This window comes from Microbispora hainanensis, assembly GCF_006874475.1.
Taxonomy (GTDB): domain Bacteria; phylum Actinomycetota; class Actinomycetes; order Streptosporangiales; family Streptosporangiaceae; genus Microbispora; species Microbispora hainanensis.
Genome location: NZ_VIRM01000071.1, coordinates 20327 through 38824, shown reverse-complemented (window position 1 = coordinate 38824; position 18498 = coordinate 20327). Strand labels below are relative to the sequence as shown.

The window sequence follows — 18498 nt, the reverse complement described above, 5'->3', positions numbered from 1 at the left end:
GCCCTGCGGCTGGAGTCACCTTGGCGGCCCGGCGTGCCGGGAGGACAGCGGCGAGGAGTCCGGCGAGGGCGGCGATGAGGACGACGGCACCGAGTGATGACCATGGGACGTGCATGGTGGCGTCGCGGAGAGCCCGCTTCACGATGGTCTCGTAGCCGGCCCAGGCGAAGCCGATGCCGATCACGGTGCCGAGCAGGGTGGCCACGACTGACAACAGCAGTGCCTCGGTCGCCAGCATCCGCCGGAGCTGTCCGCGGGTGAGCCCGAGCGCGCGCAGCATCGCGTGTTCGCGGGCGCGTTCGAGCACGGAGAGCCCCAGGGTGTTGGCGATCCCGATGAGGGCGATCACGACTCCGATCGCGACCTGTAGCCGGTCTCGCCGGTCGCCGACGCTGACCGTGACCCGGTCACCGGGCCGGAGACCGAGGTTCCTGCCGAAGGCTTCGGCGTCGATTCTGATCGTCCCCGGCTGGACGCGGGCGAACGCCCCCGCCGTCCCGGGCCACCTGCGCTGGCCTCCGCTGTGGCCGCTCCCGCTCGCCGAGAAGCGTGGTGTCGCCATCGAGACCTCCGGCGAGATCACCCCGGTCGACGGAGCCAACGCGATCGTGCATAACCTGCCCGAACAGGGCATTGTGCGGGTCGCGACCGACGTCCGCCCCGAGACGGTGGTGCTCACCGTCGAGAACAGCGGTGAGAGGCTGACTCCAGAGCTGGTCGCGACACTCACCGAGCCGTTCCAGCGTGGCATCGGAAGAGCACGCGACGATCACGCGGGCGTCGGCCTCGGCCTGGCGATCGTCAAGAGGATCACCCACGTGCACGACGGATCCCTCACCATCGTCCCGCGCCTCCCGGGCGGACTCCGTGTCGTCGTCGAGCTGCCCGCATCGCGACATCCCAGCCCGGCACGCGAATTGACACCGGTCAGCGGCGGGGGATAGGAACCGACGATGAGCAGCCGTGGATCGACACCGCCCGAGGTGACCGCCGAGCGGATGGTCCGGGTCCCCGCAGGGAGGATTCTCCTCCGCGACGAGGGGACGCGGACGAACTGGGTGGCGGAGGTCGAGGAACTCCTGCTCGCGCCTTATCCCGTGACCACTGAGCTGTACCGATCCATCACGAACGGGACCCCGTCCGGCTCCGGAGAACCGCTGACCCCGGTGACCGAGGTCTCGTGGAACGACGCCGTGCGGTTCTGCAACCTGCTCTCGGAGGCGGCGGGGCTGACTCCCTGCTACTCCATCGGAGGAGACGTCAACGCCCAGGACGTGATCTGTGACTGGGATGCCGACGGCTACCGGCTGCCGTCCGAGGCGGAGTGGGAGTACGCGTGCCGGGCCGGGACGACCGGCGTGCGGTACGGAGAGCTCGATGAGATCGCCTGGTATCGGGAGAACTCCGGCGGGCGGGTGCACGACGTCGGGTCCAAGGAGCCGAACGCGTGGGGCCTGTACGACATGATCGGGAACGTGTGGGAGTGGTGCTGGGACGTCTACGACGCCACGGTGTACGGCCCCTACCGGGTGTTCCGCGGGGGAGGGGCGCATGACCTGCCCCGGGGATGCCGGGCGTCGTGCCGCCGCAAGAGTCACCCGACGTTCCGCATCGACGACCTCGGCTTGCGCCTGGCCCGCTCTATCCGAACCTGATCAGTCCGAACCAGCTCTGTTTGAACCAGCTCTGTTTGAACCCGCGCTGTCTGAACCCGCACTGTCCGGACCCGTTCCGCCTCGCCACGCTTTGTGGAGCGCGGCCGTTATTCCGGGGGCGGCGTGACCGCGGCCTTCAGCAGGGGCTCGATGCGGAAGGGGATCTGGGTCGACAGCGCGATCGTCGTGTCTGTCCGCTGGATGGCGGGCGAGGCGAGGATCCGGGCGATGACCTCCTGAAGGTGCGGGGTGCTTCGGGCGACCACGCGGCACAGCAGGTCGGCCTGGCCGCTGGTGCCGTACACCTCCAGGATCTCCGGGACGTCCGCGAGCCACTGCACGGCCTCGGTCAGCCGGCCCTGGGCGATCTGCAGGGACGCGAAGGCGAGGATCGGATAGCCGATCTGCTCGGTCGTGATCGTCGGGCCGAAGTCGCTGATGACGCCGCGCGCGGTGAGCTTGTCGAGCCGTGCCTGCACGGTGCCGCGGGCGACGCCGAGGAGACGGGCCAGTTCGGTGAGCCCGATGCGGGGGTTGGCCCGCATGGTGATCAGGAGGCGGCTGTCGAGCGCGTCGAGCATGCGCCGAGGGTACGCCTCGACTGAGCGGATCGACCAGTGGAACCCACCGCAAACGCGCTGTTTTGAGCGTTTCGCACACCTCAACTGGTCACTCTTGCCAGCCAAACGAATACTTGCTGTCCTATCGGAGTATGTTCGAAGAAGCGCAGTATTTCGCCCCGGTCGCGACGAAGGATGACGGATCTGTCGTCGTCGAGCTGGCCACGAGCCACCCCGGTTTCGCGGACGCCGTCTACCGTGAGCGGCGCAATGCGATCGCGGCGCTGGCGCTCGGTCACACCCCCGGTGATCCCATCCCCACGGCTGAGTACACCGGCGAGGAGCACCACGTGTGGGCGCTCGTCACCAAGGAGCTGGCGGTCAAGCACCAGAAGTACGCGGTGCGCGAGTTCCTCGACGCGAGCGAGCGGCTCGGCCTGCCCGAGGACCGCATCCCGCAACTCCAGGAGGTCGGCGACCTGCTGGAGCCGCTGACCGGCTTCCGCTATCTGCCGGCGGCCGGGCTGGTCCCGCTCCGTGAGTTCTACGGCGTCCTGGCGGACGGCCTGTTCCACTCCACGCAGTACATCCGGCACCATTCCGTGCCCTTCTACACCCCCGAGCCCGATGTCATCCACGAGGTGATCGGGCACGCGAACACCCTGGCCTCCCCGCGCTTCGCGGAGCTGTACCGGGTCGCGGGCCGGGCGGCGCGCCGGGTGGAGACCGACGAGGCGCTGGAGTTCGTGTCCAAGGTGTTCTGGTTCACCATGGAGTTCGGCGTCATGCGGGAGGACGGCGAACTCCGGGCGTACGGTGCGGGGATCCTCAGCTCGTACGGCGAGATCGAGGAGTTTCGCGGGATGGACATCCGCCCGCTCGACCTCTCCGCGATGGGGACTACCCACTACGACATCACGAAATATCAGGAGGTGCTCTTCGAGGCGGCCTCGTTCGACCACCTCGAAGACACGGTCGGGACGTTCTGGGACACCTGCGACGACGAGTCCATCGCCCGCCTGCTCGCGACGTCCTCGGCCTGAGCAAACCCGGGAGCAAGCCGCGGGAGCAAGCCCGGGAGCGGACCCGCCGGCAGACCCGTGAGCTGGCTCAGCGCGGGCCGACGATCAGCAGGGCGTCGCCGACCGCCCGCTCGGCGCCGTCGGACGGACGGTTGACCACCTTCTTGCCGACGACCATGGTGGTCGACCCGCCGCCGTCCAGGTTGATCGCGTCGCGCGCGCCGAGCCAGCGCATGAGCTCGGCCGCCTCGAAGAACGAGGCGCCGATGGTGTTGCCCGGCGCGCGGCCGTCGACGACCGCGACGAGGAGCTCGCCGTCGCGGGTGACGCCGGCGAGCGTACGCGGGTGGCGCCGCAGGATCATGTTGGTGTTGGCCATGCCGTCCCGCGCCGCGGTGATGGAGGTCCTGCCGTTCCGGACCAGGCCGATCGCGCCGCCGATGATGTTGGTCTCCGGGGTCAGCGGGACGGCCTTGTTCGTCCGCAGGTCGGTGACCCGGGTCGTGACCGTGATGATCGTGCCTTCGCCCGCGTGCTGCGACAGCCAGCCGGCGGCGGCCCCGGCGCCGTGCAGCACACGGGTGCCGGGCTGTACGGGACCGCCGGACGCGCGGACGGCGATCACCCGGCCGGCGGCGTCGAGGACCGCCTCGATCCCGTCGTCCCGCGGGGTATCCCGTCCGAGCTCCTCGGTGTACATGACCAGCTCGTCCGGCTTCGGCACCCGGTTGAGGCCGGTCACCTCGGCCGTGGCCCCGTCGGCCGCCCGGGCGTCGACCGAGGACGACAACTCGGTGACGCGGGCCGTACGGCCCCGGAGGACCAGGCCTACCCGGCCGGCGACGGCCTCGCTGAGCAGCTTGCCGCCGACGACGGAGATGCCGGTGGGGTCGCCGCGGAACGCGGGCAGCGTGTGGATGTCGAAGAAGCCGCCGTTCACGGCGGCGAGCGCCTTGACGGCGGAGGCCATGGCCGAGACCTTCTCCCGCTTGGCGACGCTCGTGCCCAGGGACGCCCGGTAGGAGCCGCGGAACGTGCGCGGGTCGACGACGATGACCCGTACGCTCCAGGGGCCGGTGGTGACGAAGCCGTCGTCGCCCTGGAAATCGACCTTCGCGCTCACCCCGGCGTCCTTGAGCTGCTTGACGACCGCGGCGGCCTCGGCCTTCTGGTCGAGCGGCCAGCTGCCCACCCGCACCATGAAGTAGTCGCCGGCGGGGTGGTCCGCGACAGCGGGCCGGGTGAACTTCACGATGACGGGCTCGAGACCGGCCATCTGCACGGCTGTCGCCTGGGCCTGCGCGTTGGCCTCCGACATGAAGTCCTTGCCCTTGACGACGACGCTGACCGTGTATCCGTCCTGCGGTGTGCCGTGGCCGAGTGTGAAGTAGCGGACTCCGGGGGCCAGGCTCTTGGCCGCCGACTTCGGAATCCCGGGCTGACCGAGGGGGAAACTCGTCGTCGGCAGTCCGGCGACGGGCTCGGCGGCGGCCGGGACCGAAGGGATGGTCGTCGTCAGGGCCAGCAGGGCGGCCCCGACGACAAGGCGGCGTCTCATGCGATTACTCCCCATCGGTGATCCTTGCGGGACCATCGTGGCGACAATCTCCACCGGAGACGACCGAAACGCGCCGAAGTGCATGAAATTCCCAACAACAACCGGACACTAGGGGCGTAAACCCATAAAACGTCAGGGAGGGTCGGAGTCGATCTCCCGGGCCCGCTGGACGAACTCCTGCGCGGATCGGGCCTCGATGTGGACGAGCAGCCCGTCGCGCCGCCGGGACATGCCCCAGTAGTGCGTGGTGGCCTGGCCCCACCAGATGGTCCATCTGGGGAAACGTGCGGACAGGGCCCGGACCACGACCGTCGGGCTGATCTTGGGTTCGCTTATCGTGGGCACGCTTCGAGGTAAGCACGATTCACCCCGTGAGCGCGAGTATACGAAGAGTAGTCAGGTGCGATAGGACTTACACCCGGGACGACATACCTACGTTCCGGGTGGCAGCATCTCTGCGAGGAGCCGCCCATCGAGCCCTGTAACGGGTCAAATCGTCTGCCCCTCGTTTTCCGATCAGGTGGCCTCGCGGCGGAAGGTTTCCAGGGCCAGCAGCGCGACGTGCAGCGACAGGCACGACTCGACGTCGTCGAGGTCGGTGTCGAGGACCCGCTCCAGCCGCCGGAGGCGGTCGTAGAACGCCGGCCGGGACAGGTGGGCCTTCTGCGCGGCCACCGCCTTGTTGCGCCCGGCGTCGAGATAGATGCGCAGGATCCTGGTCAGGTCGCCGTGCCGCTGGGCGTCGTGGGCCAGCAGGGCCCCCAGCTCGCGCTCGGCGAAGGTCTGCAGCCGGGCGTCGTCGCGCAGCAGGTGCAACAGGCCGCGCAGCCGCAGGTCGGGCAGGCGGTAGAACGGGCGCCCGTCGGGCTGGCGCACGGCGACCTCCGCCACCTGCTCGGCCTCCAGGAAGCCGCGCCGTACGTCCTTGATCGACTCCACGACCGAGCCGGCGGCCAGCACGAACGGCGTGGCGAAGTTCGCCCGCAGGCGCTCGGCCAGCGCGCCGAGCGCGGCCTCGGCGGCCATGCGGGGCGGCAGCGGCAGCAGCACTCCGACGCGGCTCTGGTCCAGCGCCCCGACCAGGGCGGGCAGCTTGGCCTCGCGGCAGGCGGCGGCGCCGGCCTCGGCGAGCTCGCCCAGCCTGGCCTGCTCGCCCAGCGCGGTGCCGACGGACGCGGTCAGCCGGATCACGGCGCTGACGAGCCTGCGGCCGGTGAGCGGGACCCCGACGGCGCGGGCGCGGGCGGCGGCCTCGTCGGGGTCGGCGTACGCGTGGGTGAGAATGCCGGTCAGTATGGTCCCGTGCGCCTGCCGTTCCAGGGACTCCTGGTGGCGCTCCAGCAGGCGGCTCAGCGCGAGCGTGGTCGCCGCGCGTTCGGCGAGCACGATGTCACGGGGGCTGGGCTGGCCGTCGCACAGCAGGATGAGCCGTCCCCAGTCCTGGCCGCGGGCGCCGACCATGGTCACCAGCCAGCCGGCGGCGGCGTCGTAGGCGGTCCGCTCGGCCGGCATCACCGCGCGCGACCTGGTCTCCCAGTTGGCCAGCACGCTCCCGGTGTCGCCCCCGGCCGCGTCGCACGCCAGGACCTGGTGGGCCAGGTTCTCCAGCAGCACCGGGCGGCCGGAGAAGCGGGCGACCTGGTTGAGCACCTCGGCCGGGGACGCGCCCTCGACCGACAGCTCGGTGAACACCTCGTGCAACTGCTCGGAGGCCCGCAGCTCCTGGAGCTGGATGTCGATGATGCGCGCGTGGACCGACTCGGTGATCTGGACGAAGGGCGTCTCGCGGGCGAGCGTGATCAGCGGCAGCCCGTGCTCCTCCGCGGCCTTGACCACCGCCCTCGGCAGCTCGCGGACGAACCGCCGGCCGAGCTCGACGATCAGGCCCGATGCGCCGACGGCGGCGAGCTCGCTGACGTAGTCGGCCAGCTTGTCGGGCTCGTTCGGCAGCGCCACCCCGGTCGTCAGGACCAGCTCGCCGCCGCGTAACAGATGGGCGATGTCGTGGACCTCGCCCACGTGCACCCATCGGACCCGGGTGTCCAGCCGGTCGCCGCCCGCCACCACCCGGGGGCTGCCTCGCCGGACGGCGTCCAGCGCGAGCACGTCTGCCACCGTGGGGAGCATGCTCAGAGGCTACCTGATCATAATGTAAGGATGACCCCCCACCGGCTGACACATTGATCTCGGCGCAGGTCGCGTCCGGATCTCAGCGCAGGCGCGTGCCGAGGCCGTCGAGAAGGGCCATCAGCCCGAACTCGAAGGCGAGCCGCCGGGCCACGATCGGGTCGAAGTTCTGGTGCGTGTAGGACCGGTAGCGCTCCCGCAGGTTGGGCCGGTCGGCCGCCAGCTTCGTCATGAGCGGGTCCACCGCGGCCTGCAGCTCCGTCACGCTCTTGCCGGTCGCCTTCAGCGAGCTGAGAAAGGCGACCTCGGGGATCGTGGCGCCCAGCGTGTACGACACGACGGCCGTCATGGCGTAGTCCACGTCGATGCCCTCGAACCCCGCGCGGACGAAGGCGCCCATCAGCCGGTCGGCCGAGGTGAGCGCGTTCGGCCCGAGCGCGGGGACCACGCCGATGAGGCTCGCGCTCCACGGATGGTCGAAGACCGCCTGGCGCATGCCGTAGGCGAAGACGCTCGCCGCCTCCCGCCAGTCGGCCGCCTCGGGCACCACGACGCCCGAATAGACCTCGTCCATCACGAGCTCGATCAGCTCGTCCTTGTTGGCGACGTGCCAGTAGAGGCTGGTCGCCCCCGCGCCGAGGCGGGCGCCGAGCTTGCGCATGCTGAGCGCGTCGAGGCCCTCGGCGTCGAGCAGCTCCAGGGCCGCCCGGACGATCTGGTCGCGGCTGAGGCCCTGCTCGCGCCCTCCCTTGCGCTCGCGGGTCCAGACCGAGGAGAACGGCTTCGCTGACACGGCCTCACAATATTCGCTCGCACAGTGTTCGATGAAGTCGTACAGTGTCCGACACTACTCGCACACTGTTCGAGGTGACCTTCATGTCCCATCCCCGACGCTGGTGGATCCTCGGCGTCCTCTGTCTGAGCCTGCTGACCCTGGTCGTGGACAACACCGTCCTCAACCTCGCGATCCCGTCGCTCATGCGCGACCTCGGCGCCACGCCGTCCGACGTGCAATGGGTCATCGACGCGTACGTCCTGGTCTTCGCGGGCCTGCTGCTCACCGCGGGCAGCCTGTCCGACCGGTACGGCAGGCGGCGGATGCTGGTGATCGGCCTGGCGTTCTTCGGCGGCGCCTCCCTGGCGGCCATGCTCGCCACCGAGCCCTGGCAGCTCATCGCGGCCCGCGCGCTGATGGGCGTCGGCGGCTCCTGCGTGATGCCGTCCACCCTGTCGATCCTGATCACCGTGTTCGACGAGAGCGAGCGGCGCAAGGCCATCGCCGTGTGGAGCTCGGTCGCCATGGTCGGCGTCATCGCCGGTCCGACCGTCGGCGGGTTCCTGCTCCAGCACTACTACTGGGGCTCGGTCTTCCTGATCAACGTGCCGATCGCGGTGCTGGCGATCGTCGCGGCCTTCGCGCTCATGCCGGAGACGTACGGCGAGACGCGGCGCGCCGACCCGCTCGGGGTGATCCTGTCCACGGCCGGGATGGGCGGGCTGGTCTGGGCCGTCATCTCGGCGCCCGGCGGGCACTTCAACCCCCTCGCGGTGGCGCTCTCGGCGGCCGCCCTGCTGGCGTTCGTGCTGTGGGAGCGCCGCACCCCCCACTCGATGCTGCCGCTCGGGCTGTTCCGGAACCGCTCGTTCAGCGGGGCGTGCTTCTCCATCGTGCTGCTGTCGTTCGGCGCGGGCGCGCTCATGCTGGCCATCTCGCAGTATCTGCAGTTCGTGCTGGGCTACGACCCGCTCAAGGCCGGGTTCGCCCTGCTGCCCTACGTGGTGGCGGCGACGGTGTTCAACGTCCTTGGCGCGTCGCTGGGCAAGAAGGTGAGCAACCGGGTGCTCATCGCCTCGGGCCTCGTCGTCATGGCCGCAGGGTTCGTGCTGCTGTCCACGCTCACCGGCGGATACGGCACGCTGATCGCCGGCCTCATGGTCATGGGGGTGGGCGGCGGCCTGGCCGGTCCCGCGGCGTACGCGACGCTGATGGGCGCGGTGCCGCCCGAGCGCGCAGGGGTCGGCTCCGCGCTCAACGACACGGTGCAGCAGGTCGGCATGGCGCTGAGCGTGGCCGTCCTCGGCAGCGTGCTCGCCGCCGCGTACACGGCGGCCATGCCGGAGTCGGCGCCGCCGGCGGCGCGCGAGTCGATCGGTGTCGCGACGACCCTCGGCGACCCGGCCGTGGCCGCCGCCGGACGCGAGGCGTTCGTGTCGGCGATGTCGGTCGGCTCGTGGGTGGGCGCGGCCTGCTCGCTCGCGGCGGCCCTGGTCGCGCTGCTGGTCCTGCGCCGGAAGGCCGCCGGACCGGCTCCGGCGGAGGAATCGGCGGCGCCCACCACTGTGTAAGTGAAGTTCGAGATATCCCAGACAGGCTGACGGGTGAGGCGGTCACCCGCCAGCCGGGATACTCGGAGCATGTCGGACCTTCTCGCACGCCATCGCGCGGTCATGCCGAACTGGATGGCCCTCTATTACAACGAGCCCATCGAAATCGTCGGAGGCAAGGGCAACCGCGTCGTCGACGCGAACGGGAAGAGTTATCTGGACTTCTTCGCCGGGATCCTCACCAACATGATCGGGTATGACGTGCCCGAGGTGCGGGAGGCCGTGGAGCGCCAGCTCGCGACCGGCGTCGTCCACACCTCGACGCTGTATCTCATCCGCAGCCAGGTCGAGCTGGCCGAGAAGATCGCCCGCCTGTCGGGCATCCCGGACGCCAAGGTCTTCTTCACCAACTCCGGCACGGAGGCCAACGAGACGGCCCTGCTGCTGGCCACCTACGCCCGCGGGTCCGACCAGGTGCTCGCCATGCGGCAGAGCTACCACGGCCGGTCGTTCGGTGCGATCAGCGTGACCTCCAACCGGTCGTGGAAGAACAACTCGCTGTCGCCGCTCAACGTGCACTTCCTGCACGGCGCCGACCGCCACCTCGTGCAGTTCCGCGGCATGTCGGACGCCGACTACATCGCGGCCTGCGTGGACGACCTGCGCCACGTGCTCGCCACGGCCGTCACCAAGGACGTCGCCGCGCTGATCGCCGAGCCGATCCAGGGCGTGGGCGGCTTCACCATGGCCCCCGACGGCCTGTTCGCCGCCTACAAGGAGGTCCTCGACGAGGAGGGCATCCTGTTCATCTCCGACGAGGTGCAGACCGGCTGGGGCCGTACGGGCTCGGCGTTCTTCGGCATCCAGAACCACGGCGTTACGCCCGACATGATGACCTTCGCCAAGGGGCTCGGCAACGGCTTCGCGGTCGGCGGCATCGTGGCGCGCGGCGACCTCATGGACGGCCCCCACGCCGTGGGCCTGTCCACCTTCGGCGGTAACCCGATCTCGATGGCGGCGGCCAACGCGACGCTCGACTACGTGCTCGACCACGACCTGCAGGCCAACGCGGCGCGCACCGGCGAGATCATCCTCTCCGGGCTGCGCGAGGCCGCCGGGCGGCTGCCCCTCGTGGGCGAGGTGCGGGGCAAGGGCCTGATGTTCGCGGTCGAGCTGGTCGACCCCGGCACCGGCGCGCCCGCCCCCGCCCTGGCCGCCCGCTTCATGGAGGAGACCAAGCGGCTCGGCCTGCTCGCCGGCAAGGGCGGCCTGTACGGCAGCACGCTGCGCATGGCCCCGCCGCTCACGCTCACCGAGGACGAGGCCCGCGAGGGCCTGGGCATCCTCGTCACCGCTCTGGAGACCGTCAACGATGAAGCACGTTAACCACTGGATCGACGGCGCGCTCGCCGAGGGCGCGGGCCGTACGGCGGAGGTGTTCGACCCGGCGACCGGCGAGGTGAGCGGCCGGGTGTCGCTGGCCACGGCCGAGGAGGTCGACGCCGCGGTGGAGGCCGCCGCCCGGGCCTTCCCCGCCTGGCGCGACGCGTCGCTGACCAAGCGCACACAGGTCCTGTTCCGGTTCCGCGAGCTGCTCGACGCGCACCGCGACGACGTGGCCGCGCTGATCACGGCCGAGCACGGCAAGGTGCACTCCGACGCGCTGGGCGAGGTGGCCCGCGGCCTTGAGGTGGTGGAGTTCGCCTGCGGCATCCCCCACCTGCTCAAGGGTGGTTATTCGGAGAACGTCTCGACCCGGGTCGACTCCTACTCGATCCGCCAGCCGCTCGGGGTGGTGGCGGGCATCACCCCGTTCAACTTCCCGGCGATGGTGCCGATGTGGATGTTCCCGGTGGCGATCGCCTGCGGGAACACGTTCGTGCTGAAGCCCTCCGAACGCGACCCCTCCGCGTCGCTGCTGCTCGCCGAGCTGTGGCAGCGGGCAGGCCTGCCGGACGGCGTGTTCAACGTGGTCCAGGGCGACAAGGCGGCGGTGGACCGGCTGCTCGAGCACCCGTCCGTACGGGCCGTGTCGTTCGTCGGCTCCACGCCGATCGCGCGGTACGTCTACGAGACCGGCACGGCGCACGGCAAGCGGGTGCAGGCGCTCGGCGGGGCCAAGAACCACATGCTCGTGCTGCCCGACGCCGACCTCGACCTGGTCGCCGACTCGGCCGTTTCCGCGGGCTTCGGCTCGGCGGGGGAGCGGTGCATGGCGATCTCCGTGGTGCTCGCGGTCGACCCGATCGGTGACGAGCTGGTCGAGAAGATCGTGTCGCGGGTGCGGGACCTGCGGATCGGCCCGGGAACCGACCCCGAGTCGCAGATGGGCCCGCTCGTGACCGCCGCCCACCGCGACAAGGTGACGTCCTACCTCGACCTCGGCGTCGAGGAGGGGGCCAAGCTCGTGGTCGACGGCAGGGAGACCCCCGTGCGCGGGGGCCGGGGGAACGGCTTCTGGCTCGGCCCGACCGTCCTCGACCACGTGCCGCCGAACTCCCGCGTCCACCGCGAGGAGATCTTCGGCCCGGTGCTGTCGATCGTGCGCGTCCGCTCGTACGAGGAGGGCCTTGAGCTGATCAACACCGGCGAGTACGGCAACGGCACGGCGATCTTCACCAACGACGGCGGCGCGGCCCGGCGCTTCCAGAACGAGGTGGAGGTCGGCATGATCGGCGTCAACGTGCCGATCCCGGTGCCGATGGCCTTCTACAGCTTCGGCGGCTGGAAGGCCTCACTGTTCGGCGACACGCACGTGCACGGCACCGAGGGGGTCCACTTCTACACCCGGGGCAAGGTCGTCACCTCGCGGTGGCTCGACCCCTCCCACGGCGGCGTGAACCTCGGCTTCCCGACCAACGCCTGACCTCGCAGGCGACGCCCCGAGCCACTGGGGCCCAGTAGGCTCGGGGCGTCCGTCTTCTGTCACGGGGGGTCGTGCGTGCGCCGTACACACCTGGTCATGACGGTCGCGGCCGTGGGACTGCTCGCCGCCGCCTGCGCCGGCCGGCCCGCGCCCGCGACCAAGGTGGCCACGCCGGGCACTTCGGCGGCCGCGGGCGAGGCCGGCCCCAGCGCGTCGTCCCCCTCCTCGTCCGGCGCTACGCCCACCCCGCTCGCGTCGGTCGGGCGCGGCGAGGGGACGCTCAGCGTGGTCGCGATCGACGGGTACGCCGAGTGGGGCGGCGTCGATCCGAAGGTCAAGTGGGTCGGCACGTTCGAGAAGGAGACGGGCTGCAAGGTCAGCCTGCGTTACTACGACCCGCGCGCGGCGGAGCGGCCGGGCGACTTCCCGCCGTCGTCGTTCGACGTGATCTCCGTGACCCCAGAGGTGGGAGGCCGGCTGATGGACGAGGGCAAGGCCGCCCCGCTCAACACCGGACTGCTGCACGGCTACGACGAGATCCCCAAGCGGCTGCGTACGCTGCCGTCGGTCACCCGGGGCGGGCACGTCTACGGCGTGCCGTACGTGTGGGCGACCAACGAGATCCTCTACGACACCGGCAAGGCCGGCCCCGACGGCCCGGAGTCGCTCTTCACGGACAAGGGGCCCGTGATGTTCCGGGACCGCCCGCTGTCGCTGGCCGACGCCGCGCTGGTGCTCAAGGCCCAGGGCACGGACGTCGGCGCGGACATCAAGGACCCGTTCGACCTCACCGACGCCCAGCTCGACGCCGCCGCCGAGTTGTTCACCTCGGACGAGGACGGCGAGCACACGTTCTGGCGTGACCCCGTCGAGGTCGTCCAGGGCTTCGCGACCGGGTCGGTACGGCTGGCGCAGGCCACGCCGTACCACCTGGACGTGCTCAGGCGCGGGCACAAGCCGGTCAGGGCGCTGACGGACCGGCCGGTGACCGGCTGGGCCGACTCGTGGATGATGTCGTCCCAGGCCCCGCACCCCTCGTGCGCGTACAAGTGGCTCGACTTCACGACGTCGCCCGACGTGCAGCGCAGGGTGTCGTCCTGGATGGGGCTCGCCCCGGCCAACCCCAAGGGGTGCACCGGCGCGGCCCGCCGGATCTGCGCGGACTACCGCGTCGGCACCGCCCAGGCGTTCCGGGGCGTCTACTTCGCAGTGCGCCCGAAGGCGTACGACAAGTGGGTGGAGCGCTGGTCGCGCGTCGTGTCCTGAGCCGCCGTGTTTTGAGCCGGTGGGGATCGCCGGTCACTTCTCCTCACGGGCGTCCACGGGCGGCCGGGTGGGGAAGAGGGTGCAGGCGAGCGGCCAGAACACCAGCCAGACCACCATGGCGAACGTGAGGCGTCCGGCCCATCCCAGGAGCGCCGCCGTGCGTTCGAGGTCGCCGACGGCCACGACGCCGGCCAGCAGCAGGCCGCAGGCGACGGCCCAGCCGATCATGCCCTTGCCCCAGGCGCGCCATTCATCTCGGGCCCGCTCCCTGCCGTAACGCCTACGCCGGTCGGGCGGCGGCCCTCCGGCGTACCGGTGGGCGAACCTGAGGTCGGCCCACCGCACCATGTCGTGGCCGAAGGCGACGGTGAACCCCAGGTAGGCCGCGGCCAGCCCGTGCGTGAACTCCGCCCGCCCGCCGGCGCGGAGGTCGGCCACGCTCGCGACGAGGAGGACCAGGTCGACCAGGGGGACGGCGAGCAGCAGCAGGCCGCCGAGCCGCCGCCTGCGCAGGAGATAGCGGACGGCGAGCCCCGCGCCCAGCAGCACCCAGAACGCGACCTCGCAGGCGACGATCAGTCCGAACAGCATCCGGGCTCCTTTTTCGCACGGCGTGCTACAAACCTTTATCGCACATTGTGCTATAAAAAGCGCGCGGGTGCGTGGCGGGAGGAAGCTGTGCCGAAGATCGTGGACCATGAGGTGCGGCGCGAGGAGATCGCCGAGGCGTTGTGGCGGGTCGTGCGCCGGGACGGCGTGGCCGCCGCCACGGTCCGCAGCATCGCGGCCGAGGCCGGCTGGTCACCGAGCGCGCTGCGGCACTACTTCTCGACCCAGGCGGAGCTGCTCGCCTTCGCGATGGAGCACGTCATCGCACGGGCCCGCGCGCGTATCGAGACCACCGTCTATGACGGACCCGTGCGCGTCGCCGTACGCCGCCTGCTGGAGGAGCTGCTGCCCATGGACGAGGAACGGCGCGCGGAGGCCGAGGTCTGGCTGCAGCTTGCCGCGCGCGCCCAGGGCGACCCGGCCGCCGTCGACTGGTTGCGCCGCGCGGACGACGGGGTGGCGGAGGCGACGGCCCTGGCCGTCCGCGCCCTCGCCGAACAGGGGGAGCTCGCCGGCCATCGGGACGCCGAGTTCGAGGCGGCGCGGCTGCACGCCCTCATCGACGGCCTGACCGTTCACGTGCTGACCCGGCCGGAGTCGATGCCTCCTGATCGCGTGAGCGCCGTGCTGGCCGCCCACCTCGACGATCTGGCGACCTGAGCTGGGCGCCGCTCGTGGAGATACGCCGTGGGCCGGCCATGAGCGGGAACGGGTGGTCAGGACGTGGCCGGCAACGGCTGGTCAGGTCATGACCGCGAACCGGGGTCAGGACATGGCCGCCCGGGAGCGGCGGGGCAGCGGCACCTTGCCCTCGGGGGCGGGCAGCAGGGCCTCGGCGCAGTCGTCGCAGGCGTGGACGGGGGCGTTGTCGGGCAGCATGCCGACCTTGATGCGGGGGCGGGGCCACTTCTTGTGGCAGACGACGCAGGCGTCGCCGTCGCGCTGCGTGGTGGTGAGGCCGGCAGGGTCGAACGTCAGCATGAGCCGCTCGGCGCCGTCCGGGTTCCAGCCCATCAAAGTCCCCCCTCGATCGCCTATCGGAACCGTTATAACGCGGTTACCCTTCGTGATCGGCGCGAGTCGGGCCAAGCGATGGTTAAATCGAGGCATAACGCAAGCCGTACAACAACAAAAGGGACACCTCGGAACAGACCGGGTGCCCCTTTTGGTGTTTATTAAACGCTCTACCCCACGTTGAGCGCCTTCTCCAGAATGGAGAGACCCTCTTCCAGCAGGTGGTCCGGGATCACCAGCGGCGGCAGGAAGCGCAGCACGTTGCCGTACGTGCCGGCGGTGAGCACGAGCAGGCCCTGCTCGTGGCACCTGCGCGCGATCTCGGCCGCCGGGTAGGGATCCTTGGTGCCCGGGACGACGAGCTCGACCGCGATCATCGCGCCGCGCCCGCGCACGTCCCCGACGATCGGGTTGTGCTCCTGGATGGCGCGCAGGCGGGGCAGCATGATCTCGCCGATGTGCCGGGCGCGTTCGACGAGCCTGTCCTGCTCGATGGTCTCCAGCACGCCGAGGGCCGCCTCGCAGGCGAGCGGGTTGCCGCCGTACGTGCCGCCCAGCCCGCCGCTGTGGACGTGGTCGAGCAGGTCGGCCCTGCCGGTCACGGCCGCCAGCGGCAGGCCGCCCGCGATGCCCTTGGCGGTGGTGATGATGTCGGGCACGATGCCCTCGTCCTCGCAGGCGAACATGTGGCCGGTGCGGGCGAAGCCCGTCTGCACCTCGTCGGCGATGAAGACGATGCCGTTGGCGCGGCAGAACTCGACGATCTTCGGCAGGAAGCCGCGGGCCGGCTCGATGAAGCCGCCCTCGCCCGCGATCGGCTCGATGAGCACCGCCGCGACGTTCTCCGCGCCGATCTGCTTGTTGATCATGTCGATCGCCTGGGCCGCGGCCTCCTCGGCGCAGTTGTCCGGGCCGGTCGGCCAGCGGAACGGGTAGGCGAGCGGCACCCGGTAGACCTCGGGCGCGAACGGCCCGAACCCGTGCTTGTACGGCATGCTCTTGGCCGTCAGCGTCATCGTCAGCAGCGTGCGGCCGTGGTAGCCGTGGTCGAAGACGACGACCGCCTGCCGTCCGGTGGCGTGCCGGGCGACCTTGACCGCGTTCTCGACGGCCTCGGCGCCGCTGTTGACCAGGAACGTCCGCTTCTCGTGGTCGCCGGGCGTGAGCGCGTTGAGCTTCTCGCACACCGCGACGTACGACTCGTACGGAGCGACCATGAAACAGGTGTGGGTGAAGTCGGCGACCTGCTTCTGCACGCGCTCGACGACCCTCGGGGCGGCGTTGCCGACGTTGGTGACGGCGATGCCGGAGCCGAAGTCGATCAGCGAGTTGCCGTCCGCGTCGACGATCACACCGCCGCCCGCGTGGGTCACGAAGACGGGCAGCGTGATGCCGATGCCCGAAGGCACGGCGGACTGCTTTCGCGCGAACAGCTCGCGCGACCGCGGACCGGGGATCTCGGTGACGAGGCGGCGCTCCTGCGGAAGCTGCGGGCCGCCGTGCGTGATGGCAGTGCTCATATCTCCGACGGTACGGCCACCGTCGCCACCAGCCGATATGCCGCTATGTCAGAATGTAGGCGTACTTTTGGCCGGTGCGGACAAGCCGGCCGTTCGGGGGGAAGAGCAGTGGCACCCACGCTGCGCCGGATCACCGCGATCGTACCGCTCCACCTGGAGGTTCTCGCCGGGCGGAACGGTCTCGACCGCCCCGTCCGCTGGGTCGCGGTGAGCGAGCTGGAGGACCCCACGCCGTTCCTCGAGGGCGGCGAGCTGGTGCTCACGACCGGCATGCGGCTGTCCGCGGGCGACGCCGTGCCGTACGTCTCCCGGCTCGTGGCGCGGGGCGTCACCGGGCTGGGGTTCGGGGTGGGGCTGAGCCACGACGCCGTGCCGCCCGGTTTCGCCGAGGCGGCCGAGGCCGCCGGGCTGCCGCTGGTCGAGGTGCCGAGGGACACGCCCTTCATCGCGATCGGCAAGGCCGTCAGCGAGCTGCTCGCGGGGGAGCAGTACGAGGAGATCAGCCGTGCCTTCGCGGCGCAGGGCAGGCTCACCCGCGCCGCCCTCCAGCGGGAGGGGCCGCCGGCCGTGGTGGACCGGCTGGCCAGGGAGATCGGCGGCTGGGCGCTGCTGCTCGACCCCGCCGGCGCCGTACGGCACGCCGCCGACGCGACCGGCCGCCATGCCGGGCCGGGAAAAGCAGGAGGCCCGGGTGACCGGCACGCAGGTCAGAGAGATCGGCGCGGCGCGGCGGACGACTGGGCGGGCGAGGCGGCACGGTCGCTGGAGCCCGAGATCGCCCGGCTGCGGAGCGCGCCGTCCCTGGCGAGCCTCGCCCTGTCGACCCCGGACGAGCACGTCGTGGTCCAGCCGCTGGGCCGCAGGGGGTTCTTCGCGGTGGGGTCGCCCCGGCCGTTCTCGCCCATCGCGCACACGGTCGTGAACGCCGCCGGGTCTCTGCTGACGCTGGCGCTGGAACAGGGCAGGGAGCAGCGCTCGGCGGCGGCGCGGGTGCGGTCGGCGGTGCTCCGGCTGCTGCTGGCCGGCGAGGCGGGGGCGGCCGTGGAGACGCTGGCGGCCCTGGGCCTGCGGCTGCCCGGGGAGCCGGTCACGGTCCTCGCCTGCGACACCCCCGACCCAGAGGCGCTGGCCGAGGCGCTCACCGAGTCCATGACCGGGGCCCCCACAGGGGCGCCGACAGGGGCCCCGACCGGCGCGGCGCCCGGCCCGCGCGGCGCTGTGGCGGCCGTTTCCGGCCCCCGCCGCCGGCCTGACGACATCTTCACCGCGCCCTGGGAAGGGCTGCTCGTCGTGCTGGCTCCGGACGCGTACGCCGACGAGGTCGTCGCGCTGGCCGCACAGCACGGCCGGGTCGGGGTCAGCGCGCCCGGGGTGGAGATCGTCCGCTCCGGGAGCCGCGGTGACAGCCGTACGGACAGCCGCATAGACGGCCGCGTGGAACCTGCCGCGGCCGGACCCGCCGACCGCGGCGCGTCCCGCCCGGTCGCCGCAAACGGGCCCGGTCATGTCTCCGGTCATGTCTCCGGCCGTGTCTCCGATCGGCCCTCCGATCGCGTCCCTGATCGCGTCCCTGATCGCGTCCCCGACCGGGTCCCCGATAAGGACCTTGCCGCCGCGCTCGACCGGGCCCTCGACCAGGCGCGGCGGGCGCTCGTCTCCGCCTCGCCGGTCGCGCGCTTCAGCGAGCTCGCCGGGCGCGGGCTGCTGTCGCTGCTCGATCCCGCCGCCGCCGCGTCGTTCGCGGCGGCGATCCTCGCGCCGCTCCGCGAGTACGGCTCGCGCGCCGACCTGGTCGAGTCGCTGCGTGCCTACCTGGCCAGCAACGGCCACTGGGACGCCGCGGCCCAGCGCCTGGGCGTGCACCGACACACGCTGCGCTATCGGATGAAGCGGGTGAGCGAGCTGCTCGGACGCGATCTGGACGATCCCGCGGTCCGGGCCGAGCTCTGGGTCGCGCTGTGCCTGTGACCCCTGTG

General features: G+C 71.3%; 18 protein-coding genes. 9 read left to right on the top strand and 9 right to left on the bottom strand.

The features are described 5' to 3' along the window. Positions 1-562, bottom strand: a 562-nt coding sequence (locus tag FLX08_RS42670) for an ABC transporter permease (RefSeq protein ID WP_244313148.1), incomplete at its 3' end; no start/stop codon positions are given. A gap of 46 nt (positions 563-608) precedes the next feature. On the opposite strand from FLX08_RS42670, the gene FLX08_RS42665 reads away from it, so the two are divergent. Both FLX08_RS42665 and FLX08_RS36480 read left to right on the top strand, forming a co-directional pair. Continuing rightward, positions 609-944 carry a sensor histidine kinase gene (locus FLX08_RS42665; protein ID WP_167530716.1) on the top strand — a complete coding sequence of 112 codons (336 nt, stop codon included), beginning with the start codon at positions 609-611 and terminating at the stop codon, positions 942-944. 9 nt (positions 945-953) lie between these two features. Continuing rightward, a complete protein-coding gene (locus FLX08_RS36480; protein WP_244313147.1) occupies positions 954-1655 on the top strand; it encodes a formylglycine-generating enzyme family protein in 702 nt (233 codons plus the stop codon). A 107-nt stretch (positions 1656-1762) separates the two neighbouring features. Here FLX08_RS36480 and FLX08_RS36475 read toward each other — a convergent pair whose 3' ends face one another. After that, the gene (locus FLX08_RS36475) at positions 1763-2236 is read right to left on the bottom strand and encodes an Lrp/AsnC family transcriptional regulator (protein ID WP_142624825.1); all 474 of its coding nucleotides are present in this window, start codon (positions 2234-2236) and stop codon (positions 1763-1765) included. A gap of 131 nt (positions 2237-2367) precedes the next feature. Here FLX08_RS36475 and FLX08_RS36470 point away from each other — a divergent pair, with 131 nt between their 5' ends. Next, positions 2368-3258 (top strand): phenylalanine 4-monooxygenase, encoded by an 891-nt coding sequence (locus tag FLX08_RS36470; protein WP_142624824.1) that lies wholly within the window; start codon positions 2368-2370, stop codon positions 3256-3258. A gap of 67 nt (positions 3259-3325) precedes the next feature. On the opposite strand, the gene FLX08_RS36465 is transcribed toward FLX08_RS36470, so the two are convergent. The 4 genes from FLX08_RS36465 to FLX08_RS36450 form a co-directional block, all read right to left on the bottom strand. Beyond that, complete coding sequence (locus FLX08_RS36465; protein WP_142624823.1) at positions 3326-4795, bottom strand: phosphodiester glycosidase family protein; 1470 nt, start codon at positions 4793-4795, stop codon at positions 3326-3328. A gap of 132 nt (positions 4796-4927) precedes the next feature. Continuing rightward, positions 4928-5140 carry a hypothetical protein gene (locus tag FLX08_RS36460; protein WP_142624822.1) on the bottom strand — a complete coding sequence of 71 codons (213 nt, stop codon included), beginning with the start codon at positions 5138-5140 and terminating at the stop codon, positions 4928-4930. A 171-nt stretch (positions 5141-5311) separates the two neighbouring features. Continuing rightward, a complete protein-coding gene (locus FLX08_RS36455; RefSeq protein WP_142624821.1) occupies positions 5312-6922 on the bottom strand; it encodes a PucR family transcriptional regulator in 1611 nt (536 codons plus the stop codon). Between the two features lie 82 nt (positions 6923-7004). Beyond that, positions 7005-7715, bottom strand: coding sequence for a TetR/AcrR family transcriptional regulator C-terminal domain-containing protein (locus FLX08_RS36450; RefSeq protein ID WP_142624820.1), 711 nt, complete (start codon positions 7713-7715; stop codon positions 7005-7007). Between the two features lie 83 nt (positions 7716-7798). Between FLX08_RS36450 and FLX08_RS36445 the strand changes: the two genes are divergently transcribed. The 4 genes from FLX08_RS36445 (at position 7799) to FLX08_RS36430 (ending at position 13379) form a co-directional block, all read left to right on the top strand. After that, the gene (locus tag FLX08_RS36445) at positions 7799-9268 is read left to right on the top strand and encodes an MFS transporter (protein ID WP_142624819.1); all 1470 of its coding nucleotides are present in this window, start codon (positions 7799-7801) and stop codon (positions 9266-9268) included. A gap of 69 nt (positions 9269-9337) precedes the next feature. Continuing rightward, entirely contained in the window at positions 9338-10633 is a 1296-nt protein-coding gene (locus tag FLX08_RS36440; protein ID WP_142624818.1) for an aspartate aminotransferase family protein, read from the top strand. After that, entirely contained in the window at positions 10620-12113 is a 1494-nt protein-coding gene (locus FLX08_RS36435; RefSeq protein WP_142624817.1) for a CoA-acylating methylmalonate-semialdehyde dehydrogenase, read from the top strand. The genes FLX08_RS36440 and FLX08_RS36435 overlap by 14 nt, the downstream gene beginning before the upstream one ends. Positions 12114-12209: 96 nt before the next feature. Then, positions 12210-13379, top strand: a complete 1170-nt coding sequence (locus FLX08_RS36430) for an extracellular solute-binding protein (protein WP_142624816.1) — start codon at positions 12210-12212, stop codon at positions 13377-13379. Positions 13380-13412: 33 nt separating this feature from the next. On the opposite strand, the gene FLX08_RS36425 is transcribed toward FLX08_RS36430, so the two are convergent. Beyond that, the gene (locus FLX08_RS36425; protein ID WP_142624815.1) at positions 13413-13970 is read right to left on the bottom strand and encodes a hypothetical protein; all 558 of its coding nucleotides are present in this window, start codon (positions 13968-13970) and stop codon (positions 13413-13415) included. An 87-nt stretch (positions 13971-14057) separates the two neighbouring features. On the opposite strand from FLX08_RS36425, the gene FLX08_RS36420 reads away from it, so the two are divergent. Next, complete coding sequence (locus FLX08_RS36420; RefSeq protein ID WP_142624814.1) at positions 14058-14648, top strand: TetR/AcrR family transcriptional regulator; 591 nt, start codon at positions 14058-14060, stop codon at positions 14646-14648. Positions 14649-14753: 105 nt separating this feature from the next. Here the strand turns inward: FLX08_RS36420 and FLX08_RS36415 are convergent, their stop codons facing one another. Both FLX08_RS36415 and gabT read right to left on the bottom strand, forming a co-directional pair. Further along, on the bottom strand, positions 14754-15002 hold the full coding sequence (locus FLX08_RS36415) for a hypothetical protein (protein WP_142624813.1): 249 nt from the start codon (positions 15000-15002) through the stop codon (positions 14754-14756). Between the two features lie 170 nt (positions 15003-15172). Next, positions 15173-16522, bottom strand: a complete 1350-nt coding sequence (gene gabT / locus FLX08_RS36410) for a 4-aminobutyrate--2-oxoglutarate transaminase (RefSeq protein ID WP_142624812.1) — start codon at positions 16520-16522, stop codon at positions 15173-15175. 108 nt (positions 16523-16630) lie between these two features. On the opposite strand from gabT, the gene FLX08_RS36405 reads away from it, so the two are divergent. Beyond that, complete coding sequence (locus FLX08_RS36405; RefSeq protein WP_244313146.1) at positions 16631-18490, top strand: PucR family transcriptional regulator; 1860 nt, start codon at positions 16631-16633, stop codon at positions 18488-18490. Positions 18491-18498: the final 8 nt, after the last annotated feature.